This window comes from Sphingomonas sp. SORGH_AS_0950 (genome assembly GCF_030818415.1).
In the GTDB taxonomy this organism is placed as follows: Bacteria; Pseudomonadota; Alphaproteobacteria; order Sphingomonadales; family Sphingomonadaceae; genus Sphingomonas.
Map to the genome: position 1 here is coordinate 1305234 of NZ_JAUTAE010000001.1, position 18861 is coordinate 1324094.

14 protein-coding genes are annotated in these 18861 nt (G+C 68.4%); 6 read left to right on the forward strand and 8 right to left on the reverse strand.

Annotated elements, in window-relative coordinates; genetic code table 11:
- Positions 1-3 precede the first annotated feature (3 nt).
- Genes QE385_RS05480 through QE385_RS05495 form a run of 4 tightly spaced genes read right to left on the reverse strand, consistent with a single transcriptional unit; the run spans position 4 to position 3228 of the window.
- Positions 4-993: a FecR domain-containing protein gene (locus QE385_RS05480; protein WP_307099824.1), complete on the reverse strand. Its 990-nt coding sequence runs from the start codon at positions 991-993 to the stop codon at positions 4-6.
- Positions 990-1523, reverse strand: coding sequence for an RNA polymerase sigma factor (locus tag QE385_RS05485; protein ID WP_307099825.1), 534 nt, complete (start codon positions 1521-1523; stop codon positions 990-992). The genes QE385_RS05480 and QE385_RS05485 overlap by 4 nt, the downstream gene beginning before the upstream one ends.
- 30 nt (positions 1524-1553) lie before the next feature.
- A complete protein-coding gene (locus QE385_RS05490) occupies positions 1554-2354 on the reverse strand; it encodes a ChbG/HpnK family deacetylase (protein WP_307099827.1) in 801 nt (266 codons plus the stop codon).
- Positions 2329-3228, reverse strand: coding sequence for a glycosyltransferase family 2 protein (locus tag QE385_RS05495; protein WP_307099829.1), 900 nt, complete (start codon positions 3226-3228; stop codon positions 2329-2331). The genes QE385_RS05490 and QE385_RS05495 overlap by 26 nt, the downstream gene beginning before the upstream one ends.
- A 249-nt stretch (positions 3229-3477) precedes the next feature.
- Here QE385_RS05495 and QE385_RS05500 point away from each other — a divergent pair, with 249 nt between their 5' ends.
- The 3 genes from QE385_RS05500 (at position 3478) to QE385_RS05510 (ending at position 8425) form a co-directional block, all read left to right on the forward strand.
- Positions 3478-4992, forward strand: a complete 1515-nt coding sequence (locus tag QE385_RS05500) for a glycosyltransferase family 39 protein (RefSeq protein ID WP_307099831.1) — start codon at positions 3478-3480, stop codon at positions 4990-4992.
- Between the two features lie 76 nt (positions 4993-5068).
- Positions 5069-5941 carry a glutathione-dependent disulfide-bond oxidoreductase gene (yghU, locus tag QE385_RS05505; RefSeq protein ID WP_307099833.1) on the forward strand — a complete coding sequence of 291 codons (873 nt, stop codon included), beginning with the start codon at positions 5069-5071 and terminating at the stop codon, positions 5939-5941.
- Between the two features lie 87 nt (positions 5942-6028).
- Positions 6029-8425 carry a hypothetical protein gene (locus QE385_RS05510; protein ID WP_307099835.1) on the forward strand — a complete coding sequence of 799 codons (2397 nt, stop codon included), beginning with the start codon at positions 6029-6031 and terminating at the stop codon, positions 8423-8425.
- A gap of 37 nt (positions 8426-8462) precedes the next feature.
- On the opposite strand, the gene QE385_RS05515 is transcribed toward QE385_RS05510, so the two are convergent.
- The gene (locus QE385_RS05515; protein WP_307099836.1) at positions 8463-8909 is read right to left on the reverse strand and encodes a MarR family winged helix-turn-helix transcriptional regulator; all 447 of its coding nucleotides are present in this window, start codon (positions 8907-8909) and stop codon (positions 8463-8465) included.
- 119 nt (positions 8910-9028) lie between these two features.
- Between QE385_RS05515 and QE385_RS05520 the strand changes: the two genes are divergently transcribed.
- Positions 9029-9454 (forward strand): organic hydroperoxide resistance protein, encoded by a 426-nt coding sequence (locus QE385_RS05520; RefSeq protein ID WP_307099838.1) that lies wholly within the window; start codon positions 9029-9031, stop codon positions 9452-9454.
- A 108-nt stretch (positions 9455-9562) separates the two neighbouring features.
- Here the strand turns inward: QE385_RS05520 and QE385_RS05525 are convergent, their stop codons facing one another.
- Both QE385_RS05525 and QE385_RS05530 read right to left on the reverse strand, forming a co-directional pair.
- Positions 9563-10585 carry a LacI family DNA-binding transcriptional regulator gene (locus QE385_RS05525; protein ID WP_307099841.1) on the reverse strand — a complete coding sequence of 341 codons (1023 nt, stop codon included), beginning with the start codon at positions 10583-10585 and terminating at the stop codon, positions 9563-9565.
- A 65-nt stretch (positions 10586-10650) separates the two neighbouring features.
- Entirely contained in the window at positions 10651-13188 is a 2538-nt protein-coding gene (locus QE385_RS05530) for a TonB-dependent receptor domain-containing protein (RefSeq protein ID WP_307099843.1), read from the reverse strand.
- A 207-nt stretch (positions 13189-13395) separates the two neighbouring features.
- Between QE385_RS05530 and QE385_RS05535 the strand changes: the two genes are divergently transcribed.
- On the forward strand, positions 13396-14913 hold the full coding sequence (locus QE385_RS05535; RefSeq protein WP_307104581.1) for a tryptophan halogenase family protein: 1518 nt from the start codon (positions 13396-13398) through the stop codon (positions 14911-14913).
- 26 nt (positions 14914-14939) lie between these two features.
- Here QE385_RS05535 and QE385_RS05540 read toward each other — a convergent pair whose 3' ends face one another.
- The gene (locus tag QE385_RS05540) at positions 14940-16301 is read right to left on the reverse strand and encodes an FAD/NAD(P)-binding protein (protein WP_307099846.1); all 1362 of its coding nucleotides are present in this window, start codon (positions 16299-16301) and stop codon (positions 14940-14942) included.
- A 169-nt stretch (positions 16302-16470) separates the two neighbouring features.
- Here QE385_RS05540 and QE385_RS05545 point away from each other — a divergent pair, with 169 nt between their 5' ends.
- Entirely contained in the window at positions 16471-18708 is a 2238-nt protein-coding gene (locus QE385_RS05545) for a DPP IV N-terminal domain-containing protein (protein ID WP_307099848.1), read from the forward strand.
- Positions 18709-18861 lie beyond the last annotated feature (153 nt).

The window sequence follows — 18861 nt, forward strand, 5'->3', positions numbered from 1 at the left end:
TGGTCAGCGATTCCCCTCCGACGCCCGCAAAATCCAATTCCCACCGCTTTGGCGCCACTCCGCTCCGATCAGCTTCGCCAGCCGCGGAACATCCCGATCGGCATCGCCCGTCATCCGGATCACCCCGGTGACGTTGCGATCGCTCAGGGGCCCCTCCACCGCGATGCGCACGCCATAGGCCGATTGCAATCGTCCGGCAATCGCCCCCACCGACTCGCGATCGAAATCGAATGTACCGCCGCGCCAGTCGCCGACCTGGGCCGGATCGACTCGCGTCAGGCGCAGGCTATGCGCGGCTTCGTCCAGGCTGGCCCCCTGCCCGGCCGCCAGCGCGATCCGCTGGCCCTTCGGCGCCAGCGACACCGCGCCTTCGGCGACCGACACATCCAGCCGCGCACCCGTGCGGCGGACATCGAAGACGGTCCCGACATCCTGGATCGTGACGTCGCCCGAACGCAGCTCGAAGGGGGCCGACGGATCGTGGCGGACGCGGAACAGCGCCTGCCCGGTTTCCAGTGTAGCGACGCGCGGATCGTTCCGGTCGAAGCGAAGACGCGATCCCCCCGCCATCTCCACCGTCGTTCCGTCGTTCAGCGCGATGCTGCGATGCTCGCCCGGCGCGGTCTGCTCGATCCGGATATCGGGCCGCGCGGTCATCAGCATCGGCCCCGCGACCAGCGCAACCGCCGCCGCGACGCCGCCCATCAGCCACCAGCGCCCCCAGCCCCCATTGTCGTTGGCGGCCGCCGGTGCATATTCGATCTCCACGATCGGCTCGGCCAGGACTGGCTCGGGCAGGACCGGCGCGGGCACGGGCGCGACCGGCTCGGCCATGGCGGGCGCGGTCAGCACATGGTCCGCCATCGCCACCGCGTCATAGGCGCGCGCATTGGCCGGGCTTTCCTCCAGCCATTGGGCAAAGGCTTCCCAATCGGCCGCGTCCATCGTGCGCTGCCGGATGTGCCAATCGATCGCCTGTTCGTCCCGCGTCACGCCCCCCTGCTCCCTTCACCGTGTTGACGACACCGGCTCAACCGATCCGCACCCCCGTCACGATTTTCCTGCAAATAATGATAGGCCCGCCGCAGCAGCTTCTCGACCGCGCTGATCGTCACCCCCATCCGCTCGGCGATGACGCGCTGCGGCTGTTCCTCGAAGCGGAACAGGATGAAGGCCTCGCGCATCCGGTCGGGCATGGCCGCGATCAAGGCATGCGCCCGCGCCAGTTCGTCGCGCGCGCCGACGATCCGTTCGGGATCGGCATATTCGTCCGACTGGGGCTGGACCTCTTCCCAGGCGCCGTCGCGCGATCCGCGCCGCGTGGCCGCGATCCGCCGGTCGGTCGCCAGGTTGGTCGCCATCCGGCAGAAGAAGGGAATCGGCTGGACGATCTCGACGTCCTCCAGCGCCGCGACCCGCAGCCAGAGGTCCTGAAGGGCATCCTCGGCCTCCTCGACCGAGCCGAGCCGGGCGGCCAACAGGCGACGCAGCAGGGGCCGCGCCTCCAGGAATTGGCTTTCCAAAGCCTCGCTACCCAACCGGACACCCTCATATCAGGCCGCGAAGGCCAGCCCATGCTCCCTTGCCATGTCCGAAACCGAAACCGCACGCAAGACATCCGCCTCGTCGCGCCGCGCCGCCGCGATCGTATCGCCCGCCCGCTTGCCCGCCCCCGGATGACACATCACCAGATGCAGCGCCCCCGCCTTGTCGAGAAAACGCGGCAGCGCCTCGGCGAAGCGGCCGTCAAAGCCGTAATGCCCCGCAAAGCCGCGATTGCAGCGCAGCCCTTCCGCCTCTGCCGCGCGCCGCAGCCCGCGCGAGTGATAGGCGCTGCCGATCGCCTTGCCGCGCCAGGGCCGCCCGAGCAGAGCGGCGACCCGATCCTCGCAGGTCCGCACCCAGGCCTGGGGCGCGCGGCGGCGGGCGGTGGCTAGCACGATGGGGCGAATGCCGGGCAGCGCGTGCGAATGCTGATGCCCGTCGACAAAGGCGGGCGGGCGGCCCATCGCCGTCTCGAACCGATCGAACTGCGCCTCGACCTCGCGCGCGATTTCGGCAAGGTCCAGCCTGCCGCGCGCCGCCAGCCGGGTCAGCGGATCGATCCCCGGCATCACCCCGCCTTGCGTGAAGCCATTGGGGTGGATCGGTGCTTCCTCGGTCAGCACCAGATGCAACCCGATCTGCGCCGTGTCGGGCACATCGTTCAGCATCGCGCTGTCCGCCATCCAGTTGGGCCGGACGGTCATGCAGCTCGTGGCGTTCAGCTTGCCCGTGCGGAGCAGCTCGGCGATGACCAGACTGTCTTCGGTGGAAAAGGCGAAATCGTCAGCGCACAGAATAAGCTGGTTCACCCACCACTCCTGCCAGATGCTGATAGGCGCGCTCGCGCATCCGTTCGGTGGTCAGCGCCCGCGCCTTCAGCCGCCGGGCGAGGAAGTCATAGAAGAACCAGTCCCCCGCAACCGGCGCCGCCGCGCTGTAGACCAGCCGTTCGACCAGCGTCCAGCGGATCGATTCCCGGTCCCGCTCGCGGTCGGAGGGGACGCACCACAGCGCATCGGCATAGCGCATCGTGCCGTGGCGCAGGACGCGGTGGATGACCTCGTGATCCTCCAGCACATAGTTCCAGCGGCGCGGATCGAACCCGCCCGCCGCCTTCAGCGCCTCGGTCCGGAAAGCCTGGCCCGCGCCGCCCGCATGGCACTGGCGCGGCAGCATCCGCGCGGCGAGCCGGATATTGGCGGACTCGCGCCGACGCTCCGCCTCGCCGTCGCCCGGCGCGATGAAATAGGCCCCCGCCACGACGCAGCCCGGCCGCTCCAGCAGCCGCTGCGCCTCCGCCAGATAATGCGCCGGATACCAGGTATCGGCATCGCAGGTCGCGACGAAGCGGGTATGGACATGGTCCAGCCCCATCCGCAACGCGTTGATCTTGCCCGCCATCCCCTGATGCAGCAGGACATGATCCAGCTCCAGCCGCTCGCACGTCTCGGTCGCGATCCGCGCGCTGGCATCGACCGACCCGTTGTCGACCAGGACCAGCCGGAACCGGACCGTCTGCGCCGCCAGACTCTCCAGCGTCGCGGTCAGAACGGCCTCTTCGTTGAAGAAGGGAACGACGATGGTCCAGCAGGGCGCCGTATAGGCCACCCTGTCCTCGATCATCCCCGCATCGGCCCGGGCCCTGGCGTTCCGCCAGGCCGCGCCTTCCGCATCGAGCAGCATCAACCCACCCCACTCAAGAAATTCGAACCCACCCCCGTCGCAACCGGATCGACCGTTTCGGACCGACGCCTGGCTGCTCCATGGCTTAGGACGATGCCGGGGCCCGCCATCCGGACATGACCCAACATAAATTTTTGATCCGGATGGGAACCGTCACGATTTCCTTTGCGCGCGCGCCTCGATCGGTGACATGCGGCGGCGGTGCAACGGCCCGGTCGGGCCATGCCCGCCTGCCCGGACAAGCCCCTGATGACGCCTTCCTTTCCCCGCCCCGCCGCCACGCCCCACGCGACCGGCATCGCGGCCTTCCTGAACCGGCCGCTCGGCGCCGCGCTCGCGCTGCTGGTCTTTGCGGTGCTGGTCCGCGCCCGCGATTTCGGCAATCCGGTCGCGCATGTCGACGAGCAATATTATCTGCTGGTCGGCGACCGCATCCTCCATGGGGCGCGGCTCTATATCGACCTGTGGGATCGCAAGCCGCCCGGGCTGTTCCTGCTGTTCGCGGGGTTCCGCCTGCTGCCCGGCGACGGGTTCCTCGCCTATCAGCTGGTCGGCACCGCCTGCGTCGCGGCGACCGGCTGGCTGATCTGGCTGGCGGCGCGGCGGATGGCGCTGGCCTGGCCCGCCGGGCTGGCGGCGGGGGCGGCCTATATCCTGTGGCTGCCGCTGCTCAGCGGCGGGAGCGGCCAGTCGCCGGTCTTCTACAATCTCGCCATGACGGCGGCGGCGGTCTTGACGCTGGACCTGCCGCGCCTGGCCGAGCGTCGCGCGGTCGGCGCGATCATGGTCAGCGGGGTGATCGCCTGCCTGCTGGCCGGGATTGCCATCCAGATCAAATATACCCCGCTGGTCGAGGGCGCCTTTTTCGGCCTGGCCCATCTCTGGTATCTGTGGCGCGCGCGGGCCGGTCTGGTGCCCGTCCTGATGGCGGCGCTGCTCTGGATGGCGATGGGGCTGTTGCCGACCGCGCTGGTCGTGCTGCATTTCCGGCTGAACGGTCCGGCCTCGTTCGACGCCTTCTGGTTCGCCAATTTCACCTCGATCACGCTGCGCCGGGGCTATCCCGCCGCCAAGATCGTCGGGCGGCTGGCGGGGATCGGCGGGCAGTTGCTGCCGCTGATCGCCTGTGCGGTGCTGGCGTGGCGCAAGGGGCCGGGGCCGGTCGGGCTGACGCTGACCCGGATCTGGCTGGGCTTTGCGCTCGTCGCCTTCGCGATGATCGGGGCGTTCTTCGACCATTATGCGCTGCCGCTGATCGCCCCGCTCTGCCTCGCCGCCGCCCCGGCCTTCGCGATGGGGCGCAAGCCGCTGATCGCGGTGTTCGTCATCGGCGCGGGGCTGTTCGCCTTGCACGCCGCGACCAACGATCCGTCCGAAGGCGACGGCATCCGCCGCATGGCGCGCGCGATGGCGGCGGTCGACGGGCGCGAATGCCCCTATGTCTTTGCGGGCGATTCCAGCCTCTATCACCTGTCGGGCGGATGCGTGCCGACCGCCTATGCCTTCCCCTCCTCGCTGGCCTATGAAGCCGAGCGCGGCGCGATCGGGATCGACGAGACGGCCGAGGTGGCACGCATCCTGCGCCGCCGCCCGCCCGCGATCGTGACGCTGGACGACCCCTTCTCGCCGTGGAACGCCGCGACGAACGCGCTGATCGCCGGGGCGCTGGCCCGCGATTATCGACAGGCGATGGCGGTCCCGCGCGAAGGGCGACACGAGCTGCTGTACGTCCGCCGCGACCGGCTCGTTCTCCTGCCGAAATAAACGTCACGCGGCAGTTGTTTTAACCCCGCGCCCGCCCCATCTGCCGCGCCGGACCTGCAAAGGGAGCATGACGCCCATGAGTGACGACGCCTATAGCCCGCCCGCCATCTGGACCTGGGACAAGGAGAATGGCGGCCGGTTCGCCTCGATCAACCGGCCCATCGCCGGAGCGACGCACGACAAGGAGCTGCCGGTCGGCCGTCACCCGCTCCAGCTCTATTCGATGGGCACGCCCAACGGGGTGAAGGTCACCATCCTGCTCGAGGAGCTGCTGGCGGCCGGATATTCGGAGGCCGAATATGACGCCTGGCTGATCAGCATCGCGGACGGCGACCAGTTCGGCAGCGGCTTTGTCGACATCAATCCCAATTCCAAGATCCCCGCGCTCGTCGACCGGCGCGGTGCCGAGCCGCTCGCCATCTTCGAATCGGGCGCGATCCTGACCCATCTGGCCGAGAGCTTCGGCGCCTTCCTGCCGACCGATCCGGCGGCCAGGGCGCGGGTCATGTCCTGGCTGTTCTGGCAGATGGGCAGCGCGCCGTTCCTGGGCGGCGGCTTCGGCCATTTCTATGCCTATGCGCCGGTGAAGATCGAATATGCGATCAACCGCTATGCGATGGAGGCCAAGCGCCAGCTCGACGTGCTGGACCGTCAGCTCGCGGACAATGCCTATGTCGCGGGCGACAGCTACAGCATCGCCGACATGGCGATCTGGCCCTGGTACGGGCAGGTCGTGCTGGGCAGCCTCTACAATGCCGCCGAGTTCCTGCAGGTGCAGGACTATACCCATGTCCAGCGCTGGGCGCGCGAACTGGCCGAGCGACCGGCGGTGAAGCGCGGCCGGATGGTCAACCGCACCTTCGGCGAGCCGTCCGAACAGCTGCGCGAACGCCACGACGCCAGCGATTTCGAGCTGCGGACTGCGGACAAGCTGAAAGCCGAGGGCTGACCCCGTGCCATCGCGGCAGATGACGCGCGCATGTCATCTGCCGCGAACGGCTTGATCGGGGCGGCGGAACGGGCATTAGTCCCCGCCATGCTCCCCGCCCCCCGCCCCCGCTTTTCCCGTCGCATCCTGGCGCTGGCGCTGGCCGCCGCCGGTCTGGGCACCGCCACCGTCTGCGCCGCCGACCCCGCGCCCTTCGACCTGCCCGGACCCGGCCTGCGCATCACGGTCACGCGCGGCGGCCGGACCCTGCCCATCGCCGAGGTGCCCAACCTGGCGACCGGCGACAAGCTGGCGATCGAGGCCGACCTGCCGGGCGACCAGCGCGCGCATTATATCCTGTTTTCGGCGTTCCTGAGCGGCGCGACCAATCCGCCGCCCAAGAACTGGGTCGATTCGGCCGAGACATGGAAGGCCAAGGACAAGGATCGCCGCCTGACCCTGACCGTGCCCAAGGGCGCGCGGCAGATGGCGCTGTTCCTAGTGCCCGAGACCGGCGGCGCGTCGGGCACCATCGTCGATGCGGTGCGCGACCGGCCGGGCGAGTTCGTCCGCGCGGTACAGGACCTCAACCAGGCCTCGCTCGACCGATCGCGGCTCAACGCCTTCGTCGCGGCGATCCGCGCGCAGGAGAACAGCCATCCCGAATTCCTGCGCACCCTGGCGCCCGCGCTGTCCAACAGCCTGGCGATCAAGCTGAACCCCGACTGCCTGGCCCGGGTGATCGAGTTGCAGGCGGCCTGTCTGCTCGAAAACCGCGACTCGCTGGTGCTGGCGGACATTCACAGCAGCTCGATGACCGACACGCTGGTCGGCGCACCGACCGACCTGGCCTTGCAGCTCAGCTACACGCGCGAGGCGGGGCTGGGCTATTACAGTCCCTATATCGGCGTCATCCGCGACATCGCCCGCGTGTTCGGCGCGTTCGGCAATCCGCAGTTCGGCTATCTGCCGACTCTGGCGACGCGCGACGGCGACCGGCTGTCGCTGCTGCTCAACGCCGCGCCATCCTTCGCCAAGCCCAAATCCGTGCTGGTCGCCGCCATGCCCGCCATCGACGCGGGCAGCCCGCCGCGGCTGCGCGTGACGGGGGAGCAACCGCTTTGCGGGGCGCGGCCGGGGCTGGTCCTGCCGGTCGAGGGCGCGCCGCTGATCTATTCGACCGGATTTGCGCGCAACATGGCGGTGTCGCTGACCATGGCGAACGGCAAGCGCTTCGACCTGCCCGTGCGTGCGCGCGCCGATCGCGGCGGCTATGTCCTGGCCGAGCCGCTGCCGCAGGGCGGCCTGTCGGGCAAGGTGACCGCGCGGCTGCACGGCGACTGGGGTTTCGATCCGTTTGAGGGGCCGTCCTTCACGCTGCAATTCCCCGATGGCGGCGACTGGCGCGCCAGCGATGCGGGGCAGAGCCTGGTCGTCGGGCGCGACAATGCGGTCGAGCTGACCGGATCGGCCGCCGCCTGCGTCACCGGCGTCACCATGCGCAGCGGCGGCGCGGCGCAGCCGGTCGCCTTCACCCTGCGCGGCGCCGACACGATCACCGTCACCCTGCCGATGAAGGGTGCGCGCGCCGGTGACGTCACGCTGGACATCCAGCAGGTGGGCGCCGCCACGCCCCGCACCGTCGCGCTCCGGGCCTTTTCGCCCGCCAGCCGTATCGACACGGTGACCCTGGCCAAGGGGGACCGTTTCGTCACGCTGACCGGCCAGCGGCTGGACGAGATTGCCGGGGTCGAGATCGGCGACGTTCGCCTGTCGCCCGACGGCCTGACCCGCGACGGCGATACCGACCGGCTGATCGCCACCGCCGCCGACGGGCGCGCGGCGGAGGGGACGAGCGCACGCATTCGCCTGAACGACGGCCGCACCCTGTCGGTGCCGATCACCGCCGCGCCGCCGCGCCCGGCGGCCACGCTCGCCGCGCGCAGCCTCAGCCCCAGGGACGGCACGCACGGGCTGCCGCTGGCGACGCGGGACGAGACGGTGTTGCCCGACACCGCGCGCCTGACCTTCTCGATCCGCGCGGCCGAGGGGTCGCGGCTGACCCCAGGCGACGCGATCGAGGTGGCGACGGCGGACGGCAGCGCCAGCGTCACGCTGGAGGGCGGGCACGACGTCCGCCTGTCCTCGCCCGACATCGCGGTCGCGACGCTCGATCCGGCGCGGCTGGGTCCGGCGGCGGCGGGGCCGCTGCGTTTCCGGCTGGTGCGCGGCGGCATCAAGGGCGACTGGGTGCCGCTGGCGACGCTGGTCCGCCTGCCGCAGATCGATACCGTGCGATGCCAGGCGGAGGGATGCCAGCTGGAGGGACGCGACCTGTTCCTGATCGACCGGGCGGCAACGACGCCCGACATGGCGGGCGCGGTCAGCGTCCCGGCGGGCTACACCTCGGCGCGGCTGGCGGTGCCGGTGCTGAAAGACGGATCGCTGTCGCTGATCCTGCGGGATGCGCCGGGCGTGGTCTTCACGCTGGGGGCGGCCAGCTGACGGGCGCGTCCTTCGCGCGGCGCAGGATCGTAGGGGATCAAGCCTCGCCCGCGTCGCGTGCCTCCAGCGCGCGGCGAAGCGCCTGAACCTCGCCCTGAAGCGCGCGCAGATCGTCGACCGGCATTCCCGCCCGCGCGATCAGTTCCTCGCCCAGGCATCCGCAGCGGTCGCGCAGATCCTGTCCGGCGGGGGTCAGGCGGACGCGGACCTGCCGCTCGTCCTGCGGATCGCGCTCGCGCGCCACCAGTCCTGCAACCTCCAGCCGCTTGACCAGCGGGGTGACGGTGCTCGATTCCAGCGCCAGCCGCTGCGCGATCGCGCCGATCGTGCGACCGTCCTCCTCCCACAGCACATGCAGCGCCAGATATTGCGGATAGGTCAGCCCCAGCTGGTCGAGCAGCGGCTTGTAGGTCCGCTGGATCGCCATATTGGCCGCGTAAAGCGCGAAGCACAGTTGTTCGTCGAGCGGCCAGGGCGCCGACATCCGCCATCTCCCGTTTGAGCAGGAAATACATATCGCGATAAAAGAAGCGCTGGACAAGCCCGAACCGCAACGCCATATATGTATCGCGATAACGATTATCGAAATATCGGAGACCGACCGTGACGATCGACGTGAAATACGAAACCCAGGCCAGCGCCACCGGCGGTCGCGACGGCCATGCCCGGACGCAGGACGGCACGCTCGACGTGAAGCTGTCGACCCCCAGGGAACTGGGCGGCGCCGGCGGCGACGGCACCAATCCCGAGCAGCTGTTCGCGGCGGGCTATTCGGCCTGCTTCATCGGCGCGCTGAAGGTCGCCGGACAGCAGCTGAAGGTGAAGGTGCCCGACGATGTGTCGGTGTCCGCCAAGGTCGGGATCGGGCCGCGCGCGGCGGGTGGTTTCGGCATCACCGCCGACCTGACCATCGCCCTGCCCGGCCTCGACCGCGCCCAGGCCGAGCAGCTGGTCGAGGCCGCGCACCAAATCTGCCCTTACTCCAATGCCACGCGGGGCAATGTCGATGTCGGCCTGACGCTGGCCTGACATGAAGGGACCGGGGCGCAACCCTGGCCGCGCCGGTCCCTTACCATAAGCGTACTCCCATCCTGACGGTGCGGTCCGATCTCCCAGCGGACCGCACCTTTTTTCGGGTCAGGCGGAATCGCGGACGACCAGGCGCGGCGGCATCTCGACGCCGGGGACGTCCCGCCCCTCCATCCGTGCGAACAGCGCGGCGACCATCGCCTCGGCCCCGGCGCGCAGGTCCTGATGGATGGTGGTCAGGCGCGGAATCGCGCGTTCGGCCAGCGGAAGATCATCGAACCCCGTCACCGCGACATCGCCCGGCACGCTCAGGCCGGACGACACGAGTTCCGCCATCGTCGCCATCGCGATCATGTCCGAGGCGCAGACGATGCCGTCGACCGTCTGCCCCTGTTCGCGCAGCCGCGCCAGATTGGCGGCGATCTGGTCGGGCATCAGCTCGGGCGCCAGCGCCACGTCGAATTGCAGCGGCGGCTCCAGCCCCGCCCCGGCCAGCGCATCGCACAGCCCGGCATGGCGCTGTTCCAGCTCCAGCGTGCGGACCTCGCCCATGAAGGCGATGCGACGCCGCCCGGCGGCCAGCAGATGCTCGCCCGCCATCCGGCCGCCCAGCCGGTTGTCGACCCCGACCGCGCAGTGCCGCTGGCCGGGCAGGCTGCTGCCCCAGACGACCAGCGGGCGATAGGTCGCGGCCACCGCCTCGATCACCGCCAGCTGGTCCGACTGGCCGATCAGCAGCACGCCGTCGACCATGCCCGACCGGGCGATACGCGACAGCCAGTCGTCGTCGTCGGGGATGATCCGCGACAGCATCACGTCATGGTCGCGCGCCGCGAGTTCGTCGGCGAGATGGCCGAGCAGCGTCATGAAGAAGGGGTCGGACAGCCTTTGCCGCCGCTCGTGACCCAACGGGATGGCGACCCCGACAACGCCGGTCCGTTGCGCGCGCAGGCGACGGGCCATCTGGTTGATCTGGAAATTATGCTCGGCGGCCAGCGCCTCGATCCGCTGCCGCGTCTCGGCATTGACCACGCTCTTGCCCGCCAGCGCGCGGCTGACGGTACCGGGTGACACGCCTGCCAGCCGGGCGATGTCCTTCAGGGTGCGGGCGGGTGGAGCCAGATCGGTCATGGCCAGCCTCCTGAACGAAAAGCGGGGCGGATGCCAAGTGGCACCCGCCCCAGGGAGAGTCTTTGTCAGAAACGATAGCGGATCGACCCCGTCACCGTGCGCCCGTACAGCGCGGTATTGTTGAACACGCCCTGCGTCGAGGACAGGATCGGGAACAGCCCGCCGCCGCCACGGAAGCCCAGCTTGTCGAACAGGTTGTTGACGTTCAGGCCCAGTTCCAGCCGCTCGGTCGGGCGTACCGTCACGAAGCCGTTGACGAAGGTCGAACCCTTGATCGTGTACAGGTTGAAGTCGTCCGACTTGGTGCTGGTCTGGCCGTTTACGCTGACGCCGAACGCGATGGGACCGGCGTCATAGGAGGGCGACACGACGAACAGGAAGTCGGGCAGGCCGCCGGGCTTCTTGCCGACCAGCGACGGCGTCGCGCTGCTGGTGATCTTGGAATTCGCATAGGTCGCATCGGCGGCCAGATGGAAATTGCCATAGCTCACCCGGCTGCTGAACTCGATACCCAGCGAGCGATAGCCGTTGGAGATGTTCGGATTGTTGTTCGGCGCCGGGTTGTTGATCCGGGTGAAGTCGTAATTATTCTCGGTCAGCGTCGAGCGGAAGCCGGTGATCTCGACCGAATAGGACGCGCCGAAGATGCCGCCGCGCTGCTTCAGGCCGATTTCCTGCTGGTTGAGATAGTTGACCGAGGTCGCCTGACCCTGGCTGTTGAGCGAGCCGTCGGCGTTGAAATTGCCCGACAGGACACGGCGGTCGGCGTTGAAGCGGCCGCCCCGGCTGGCGCGGGCAAAGACGCTGGTCTTGCTGTTGAACGCATAGAGCGCGCCGACCGACCAGCTGACATAGCCATCGGTATAGTTGATCTTCTCGGCGGTCGGGTTCAGCACCAGCGAGGGGATCACCGCCGAGCCCAGCGCATCCGAGACGCGGGTGTTGGGGCCCGCGATACCGCCCTGCGCGGTGCCTTCGCCATGCACGCTGTCATAGCGGATCGAGGCGTCGAGGTTCAGCCCGCCGACCTCATAGCCCGCCTGCAGGAAGGGCGCGACGTCGGTATAGGTCAGGTCGACGCGGCGCGCGCAGCAGCTGCCCCAATTGTCGTTGAACCCGGCCTGGCCCGCGGCGGTCAGCTGCGTGCCGGTGGTCGAGAACAGATCGAGCGGCGCGGCATTCTCGCCGTTCAGCTCGCTATACTGGCGGTTGACGTGCCAGTCCTGGACGATGTTCTGGCGCATCACGAACAGACCGGCGGTCAGCCGCGCCTTCCCCGGCCCGACCTGGAACTTGCCGTTCAGGGTCAGGTTGTTGGCGAAGTTGTCCATGTTCTTCATGAACACGTTGATGTTCGGATTGTTGTTGATGTACGAACCCGTGAACAGCTGGCCGGTCTTCGGACCCGCCGCATAGCGGATCGATCCGACGGTCTGGCCATTGACGGTCGATCCGATCAGCCCGCCGCTGCCGGTCCGGGTCTGGACGTTGATGAACTGGGTGGTGAAGTTCCCGCTGATCCACTGATAGCGCATCGTGTCGTCGAGCGAGATATTGTCGTTGAAGTCGTAATGGATCTGGCCGCTGATGCCGGTGACGCGCGGGTGGATGCCCTGCACCTCGGCCGACTTCACGCCGCCATTGTCATAGTCCAGATACTGGAAGTTGCGGTTGTAGATCGTATAGGCCGAACCCGAACGCCCGTCGAAATTGGGCAGCGGGGTGAAGCCGGTCACGCGGTTGCCGTCCAGCGTCGCCAGCGTCGGCGTGGTGGTGTTGGTCGGCGCCTGCTCGTCCAGCCGCTTGAAATACAGGCGGATAAAGCCGCGATTGTCGGCCAGATCGCGGGTGATGTTCGCCTTGATCTGGTAACCGCGCAGGATGTTGAAATTCTCGTTGGTGTAGCCGCCGCCGTTGCGCGCATAGCCACCGATATGGAAGCGCGTATTGTCGTCGATCGGGCCGCCATAGTCGAAGTCGACGCGGTGTTCGCGGAAGCCCAGGCCGTTGGAATAGGCGATCTGGCCGCCCTTGGTCTCGCCGGTCTTGCTGATGAAGTTGATGACCGCGCCCGGCGCCTGGCTGGCGAAGGTCGAGGCCGAACCGCCGCGCACCGCCTCGACCGTCTTCACATTCTGGTCGAAGCGCAGCCAATAGTCGTTGTTGCCGAAGTTGATATCGCCGAACAGGACGTCGGGCAGGCCGTCTTCCTGGAGCGAGACATATTCCGAACCGCCGGTCGACACCGGAATGCCGCGCACGCCGATATTGGCGTTGCCGCCCGGACCCGCGGTGTCGCTGGGCTGAAGGCCGGGGATGTTGCGCAGGATCTCGGCGGTCGAGCGCGGCGTGAAATTCTGGATCGCTTCCTGGCTGACCTGCGACACCGAGATCGAGCTGCGGAAGCGCGAACGCTCGCCGCTGGTCGCAGTGACGACGATGTCCTCGCTCGACACGCCCGCATCGGGGATGCTGCCCGCCTGGGGAGCCGGCGCGGCAGGAGCCGCCGGCGTGCTCGTCGCCTGTGCAAAGGCCGGTGCGCTGGCCAGTGCCATCGCCAGAGCCGCCATCGATCCGCAAGACCGCAGAACGCCCGTCGTCATTCACCCTCTCCTGATTCGCCCCGGTGGCCGGGATGTCGTGGAGACTGGCTATCACATGAGCAATCGTTTGCAAGTCTGACTTTGCAAACCATTGCATAAAAATCCGTTAACTGTGATCGGAAAAACACAGTGTTCGGCCGGGCATCGAGACGGTGGGATCGCAAACCTTTGCATGCTATGGCGCGGCAAAAGGGAGAGGATGGCATGATGAGCGACAGCCCCGCCGAGGCGATCCGGTCGGTCCTGATCGTCGGGGGCGGCACCGCCGGATGGATGACCGCCGCCGCGCTGGCGCATGCGATGCCGCGCGGGCTGACCATCACGCTGGTCGAATCGGATGCGATCGGCACGGTCGGGGTCGGCGAGGCGACGATCCCCCCGATCCGGCTGTTCAACCAGACGCTGGGCATCGACGAGGCGGAGTTCCTGCGCGAGACGAAGGGCAGCTTCAAGCTGGGGATCGAGTTCGTCGGCTGGGGTCGGGAGGGGCATCGCTATTTCCACCCCTTTGGCACGCACGGCAAATCCTTCGATCTGGTCGCGGTGCATCAGCATTGGCTGGCGGCGGGCGGGGCCCAGGGGGCGACGGTGCCGTTCGACGAGCTGTCGATGGCGTGGGGCGCGGCCAGACGCGGCCGGTTCGCCGCGCCGATGGCCGACCCGCGCAGCGTCGCATCCACCTTCGACTATGCCTATCATTTCGATGCCGGGCTCTATGCCCGCTATCTGCGCCGCTATGCCGAGGCGCGCGGCGTGGTGCGTGTCGAGGGGCGGATCGCGGGCCATGCGCTGGAGGGCATGCGCGGTCATGTCGCATCGGTCACGCTGGAGGATGGACGGGTGCTGGCGGCGGACCTGTTCGTCGACTGCTCGGGCTTTCGCGGACTGCTGATCGAGGAGGCGCTTGCCACCGGCTATGAGGACTGGACGCACTGGCTGCCCTGCGACCGCGCAGTGGCGGTGCCGTGCGTGACCGGCGGCGATGGCCTGACGCCCTATACCCGCTCGACCGCGCGCGCCGCCGGGTGGCAATGGCGCATCCCGCTCCAGCATCGCACCGGCAATGGCTATGTCTATTGCAGCCGCCATGTCTCGGACGATGAGGCGGCGGCGACGCTGATGGCGAACCTGGACGGCGAACCGCTGGGCGATCCGCGACCGCTGCGCTTCACGACGGGGCGGCGCAAGCAATTCTGGAACCGCAACGTCGTCGCCATCGGCCTGTCGAGCGGGTTCATGGAGCCGCTCGAATCGACCAGCATCCATCTGATCCAGGCGGGTATCGCCAAGCTGCTCGCCTATTTCCCGACCCGCGCCTTCGCCCCCGCCGCGATCGAGGAATATAACCGCGTCGCGATCACCGAATATGAGCGGATCCGCGACTTCATCATCCTGCACTACAAGCTGACGCAGCGGACCGATACGCCGCTATGGCGCGACTGCGCGGCCATGCCGATCCCCGACACGCTGGCGATGAAGATCGGGCATTTCCGCGAGAGCGGGCGGCTGGTCGCGCGCGACATGGACCTGTTCGGCCCGGCAAGCTGGGCGGCGGTGCATCTCGGCCAGTTCAACATTCCCGAGGGGCGCGACCCACTGCTCAGCTATGGCGACCCCGCACAAAGCCGCGCGTTCGTCGGCAAGCTGGCCGACGCGATCGGGCAGATGGCGGAATCGATGCCCAGCCATGCCGACTGGCTGAAACGCATCGGGGCGACCGCGTAACGACGCGGCTTATCGGAGGGAAAAGGTCAAAGCCCCTCGCCGCCCACCCATTGCGCATGGGCGAGCCGGCGGGCGAGTTCCCAATTCTGCTGGCGCAGGTCGGGGACCGCCACGACTTCCCACAGGCCGCCGCGCGTCATCGGGCCGATGCAATAGAGCCGGTCGTCCACCCCGCCATCGGCCGCGACGACATGGCTCTGCGCATCGACCTCCAGCCCGATCCGCAGCGCATCCGGCCGGATCATGCCGCCCGCCAGCAACTGCCGGATCAGCGGTTCGCGCGAGCGGAGCAGGTCGCCCTGCGGCCCGGTGCAGTTGACGATCCGCGCCACGCGGAGCTCCTCCACCACCTCCGCCCCGCGCGGCCGCCAATGGACCATCGCCCCCGCGCCGTCCGGCTCGACCCGCACCAGCTTGCCGCCCGCGATCGACAGGCGCCCCGCCGCGACCAATGCATCGACCCGGTCGGCGACCGAGGGGGCGAGCCGGTGGCGGTGCACGTCCCAATAGGGGCGGACATGCCGCAGGAAGCGCGCCCGCGTCGCACCATCGGCCGCGCCCCACATCATCTGCGTCACCGGCCGCAACGCATCCACCGCGCCGCGCCAGCCCTGGTCGGCGGCGGCGCAGCGGACATGGCGGACCAGCGCCGACAGGCTGGCGGCGGGACGTTCGCGAAGCGGCGCGACCGGCGGGGTCTCGGCGTGACGGCGCGGCGCCAGCCCCCGGCGTGAGATGGCGACGATGCGCCCGCCAAAGCCGCTCGCGTCCAGCAGCAACGCCGCATCGATCGCGGTCAGCCCGCTGCCGACCAGCAACACCCGGTCGTCCGCATCCAGCCCCTCGGCAATGTCGCCCGCCCAGGGGTCCTCGCGATAGCAGCCCTGGTCCAGCACGGCCGGATCGATCCCCGGCGGCGTATGCGGCGGCAGATTGCCCAGCGCCAGCACCACCGCGTCGGCGCCGAGCGAACCGCCCTCCGCCAGATCGAGCCGATAGCCCTGCCCCGCCCGCTCCAGCGCGGTCACCTCGCCGCTCGCCAATGTCAGCCGCGCGGGGTCCGCCGCGATCGTCTCCATCAGCAAGTCGCGCAGATAGTCGCCATAGACCCGGCGCGGCACGAAGGTCTTCGCATCCCCCGCCCCGCGCGCGACCAGCCAGCGGACGAAATGATCGGGATCGTCGCGCAGCGCGCTCATATTGCCAGCGCGGACGTTCAGCAGATGCTCGGCATGCGCCGCGCTATAGGCGACGCCGCGCGCCAGCTGGTTCGCCCGCCGCTCGATCAGCGTGGCGCGCGGGCCCCCATGGCGCACCAGATTGATCGCCAGCAGCGTGCCCGCAAAGCCGCCGCCGATGATCGCGACATGGTCGATCCCCGATGTCATGACCCGGCTGTTCCTTTCCTCGTCGCGAACCGCCACCGTCTGTAATCGCATCGGCCGCAATCGCCACGCAGATTTCTGTATACGATTTTTATCGGCGCCGTTACGCTATGCGCTTTGCAAGCGAATATAGGGCGGGTCGATGCGGTCGTGCTGGCGAATTTCCGGGCTTTTGGTTTCCCTTTCCCCGCTGGCCCTTTCCCTGCCCGTCGCGGCGCAGACCGCGACGACGCCCGCTGCCCCATCGCTGTCGGTCGAAACCATTTTCGGGCCCGGCGCGGTCCGCACGCAATCGGTGCGGGAAAGCCGCTGGGGCAAGGACGGCGAAAGCTATCTCGCGCTGGAGGCGGGCCCCAAGGGCGGGCAGGACATCGTGCGCTACACGATCGCCGATGGCGCGCGGACGGTCGTGGTGCCCGCGACCGATCTGGTCCCGCCGGGCGCGACCACGCCGCTCGACATCGACAGCTATCAATGGTCGCCCGACGACCGCTGGCTGCTGATCCAGACCAACGGCCAGCGTTTCCGTAGGACCAATGCGCTGGCCGATTACTGGCTGTTCGACCGGACGACGCGCAAGCTGCACCGGGTCGGCGGCAACCTGCCCGCCTCGACCACCCTCTATGCCAGCATCTCGCCCGACAGCCGCCGCATCGCCTATGTCCACAAGAACAACCTGTATGTCGAGCCTGTCGAGGGTGGCGCGGCGCTGGCGCTGACGAAGGACGGCGACGACTATATCGTCAACGGCCTGGCCGACTGGGTCTATGAGGAGGAATTCTCGGTCCACCGCGCCTTTGACTGGAGCCCGGATTCCAGGCGGATCGCCTTTTTCCGTTTCGACACGCGCGGCGTCGGCACGTTCGACATGATCAAGAATACCGGCGGCCAATATTCGCAGGTCATTCCGCTGCAATATCCCAAGGCGGGCACGACCAATTCGGCGGTGACGGTGGCGGCGGTCGATGTGGCGGACGGCCAGACCCGCTGGTTCAAGCTCGATGGCGACCCGCGCCAGAATTACGTGCCGCAGATGAGTTGGGCGGGCGGATCGGACGCGGTCTTCATCCAGCAGTCGAACCGGCTTCAGAACACGTACGAGGTGCTGCTCGGCGATCCGGCCACGGGCTCGGTCCGGCCGGTGATGACCGAGAAGGATGCCGCCTGGGTCGAGGCCAATGTCGCGCCCGAATGGCTGAACGGCGGGCGCCGCTTCACCTGGCTGTCCGAACGCGACGGGTGGCGGCATCTCTACACCATCGACCGGGCCAGCGGCCGCGCGAGCCTGCGCACGCCGGGCCAGTTCGACGTGGTCGAGCTGCTCAATGTCGACGAGAAGGCGGGCTATGCCTGGTTCATCGCCTCGCCCGACAATCCGACCCAGCGTTACCTTTATCGCACCACCTTGTCGGGCAGCCCGAAGGTCGAGCGGCTGACCCCCGCCGGTCAGCCGGGCACGCACAGCTACGACATCGCGCCGGGCGAGCATTGGGCGCTGCACACCGTGTCCCGCTTCGATGCGCCGCCGGTGACCGACATGCTCGACATGACGCGCCAGCAGCCGCTGCGCACGCTCGCCGCCAACGCGCCGCTGGCCCAGGTCGTCCGGGACAGCGGCCTGCCCGCCACCGAGTTCTTCCGCGTCGATATCGGCGGCGGCACACAGCTCGACGGGTGGCTGATCAAGCCGCCGGGCTTCGATCCCGCCAAGCGCTATCCGATCCTGTACTTCGTCTATGGCGAACCCTGGGGCCAGACGGTCGCGGATCGCTGGGCGGGGTCGCAGGGGCTGTGGCACCGGATGCTGGCGCAAAAGGGCTATCTGGTCGCCAGCCTCGATCCGCGCGGCACCGCGACCCCGCGCGGGCGCGACTGGCGCAAGAGCATCTATCGCCAGGTCGGCATCCTCGCTTCCGCCGATTATGCGGCGGGCGTGAAGACGATGCTGGCGACGCGCCCCTATATCGATCCCGACCGGATCGGCATCTGGGGCTGGAGCGGCGGCGGCGCGATGACGCAGAACGCGCTGTTCCGCTATCCCGACCTCTACAAGACCGGCATCGCGGTGGCCGGGCCGACCGACATGACGCTCTATGACACCATCTATCAGGAGCGTTACATGGGGCTGCCGCAGGACAATGTGGACGGCTATAAAAATGGTTCGCCGATCACCTTCGCCGACCGGCTGAAGGGCAATATGCTGCTGATCCACGGCACGCTGGACGACAATGTCCATTATCAGAACCAGGACCAGCTGGTGGATCGCCTGATCCACTTCAACAAGCCCTTCTCGATGATGGCCTATCCCGACCGCAGCCACGGCATCTATGAGGGCGAGAATACCAGCATCCACCTCTATTCGCTGATGACCCGCTATCTGGAGACGAACCTGCCGCCCGGCGGGCGGTGAGGTCTTCCACGCGGAGCACGCGCGGCCGGTCGGGCGATGACGACGCCCTGATCGGTCGCAAGCCGTGCCACTTTGGGAGCGAAACATGCGCGGCCGTTCATGCAATCGTTTGTTGCAATCCCTTGCGCGGCGCGGCATGATCCAAAGCGACGC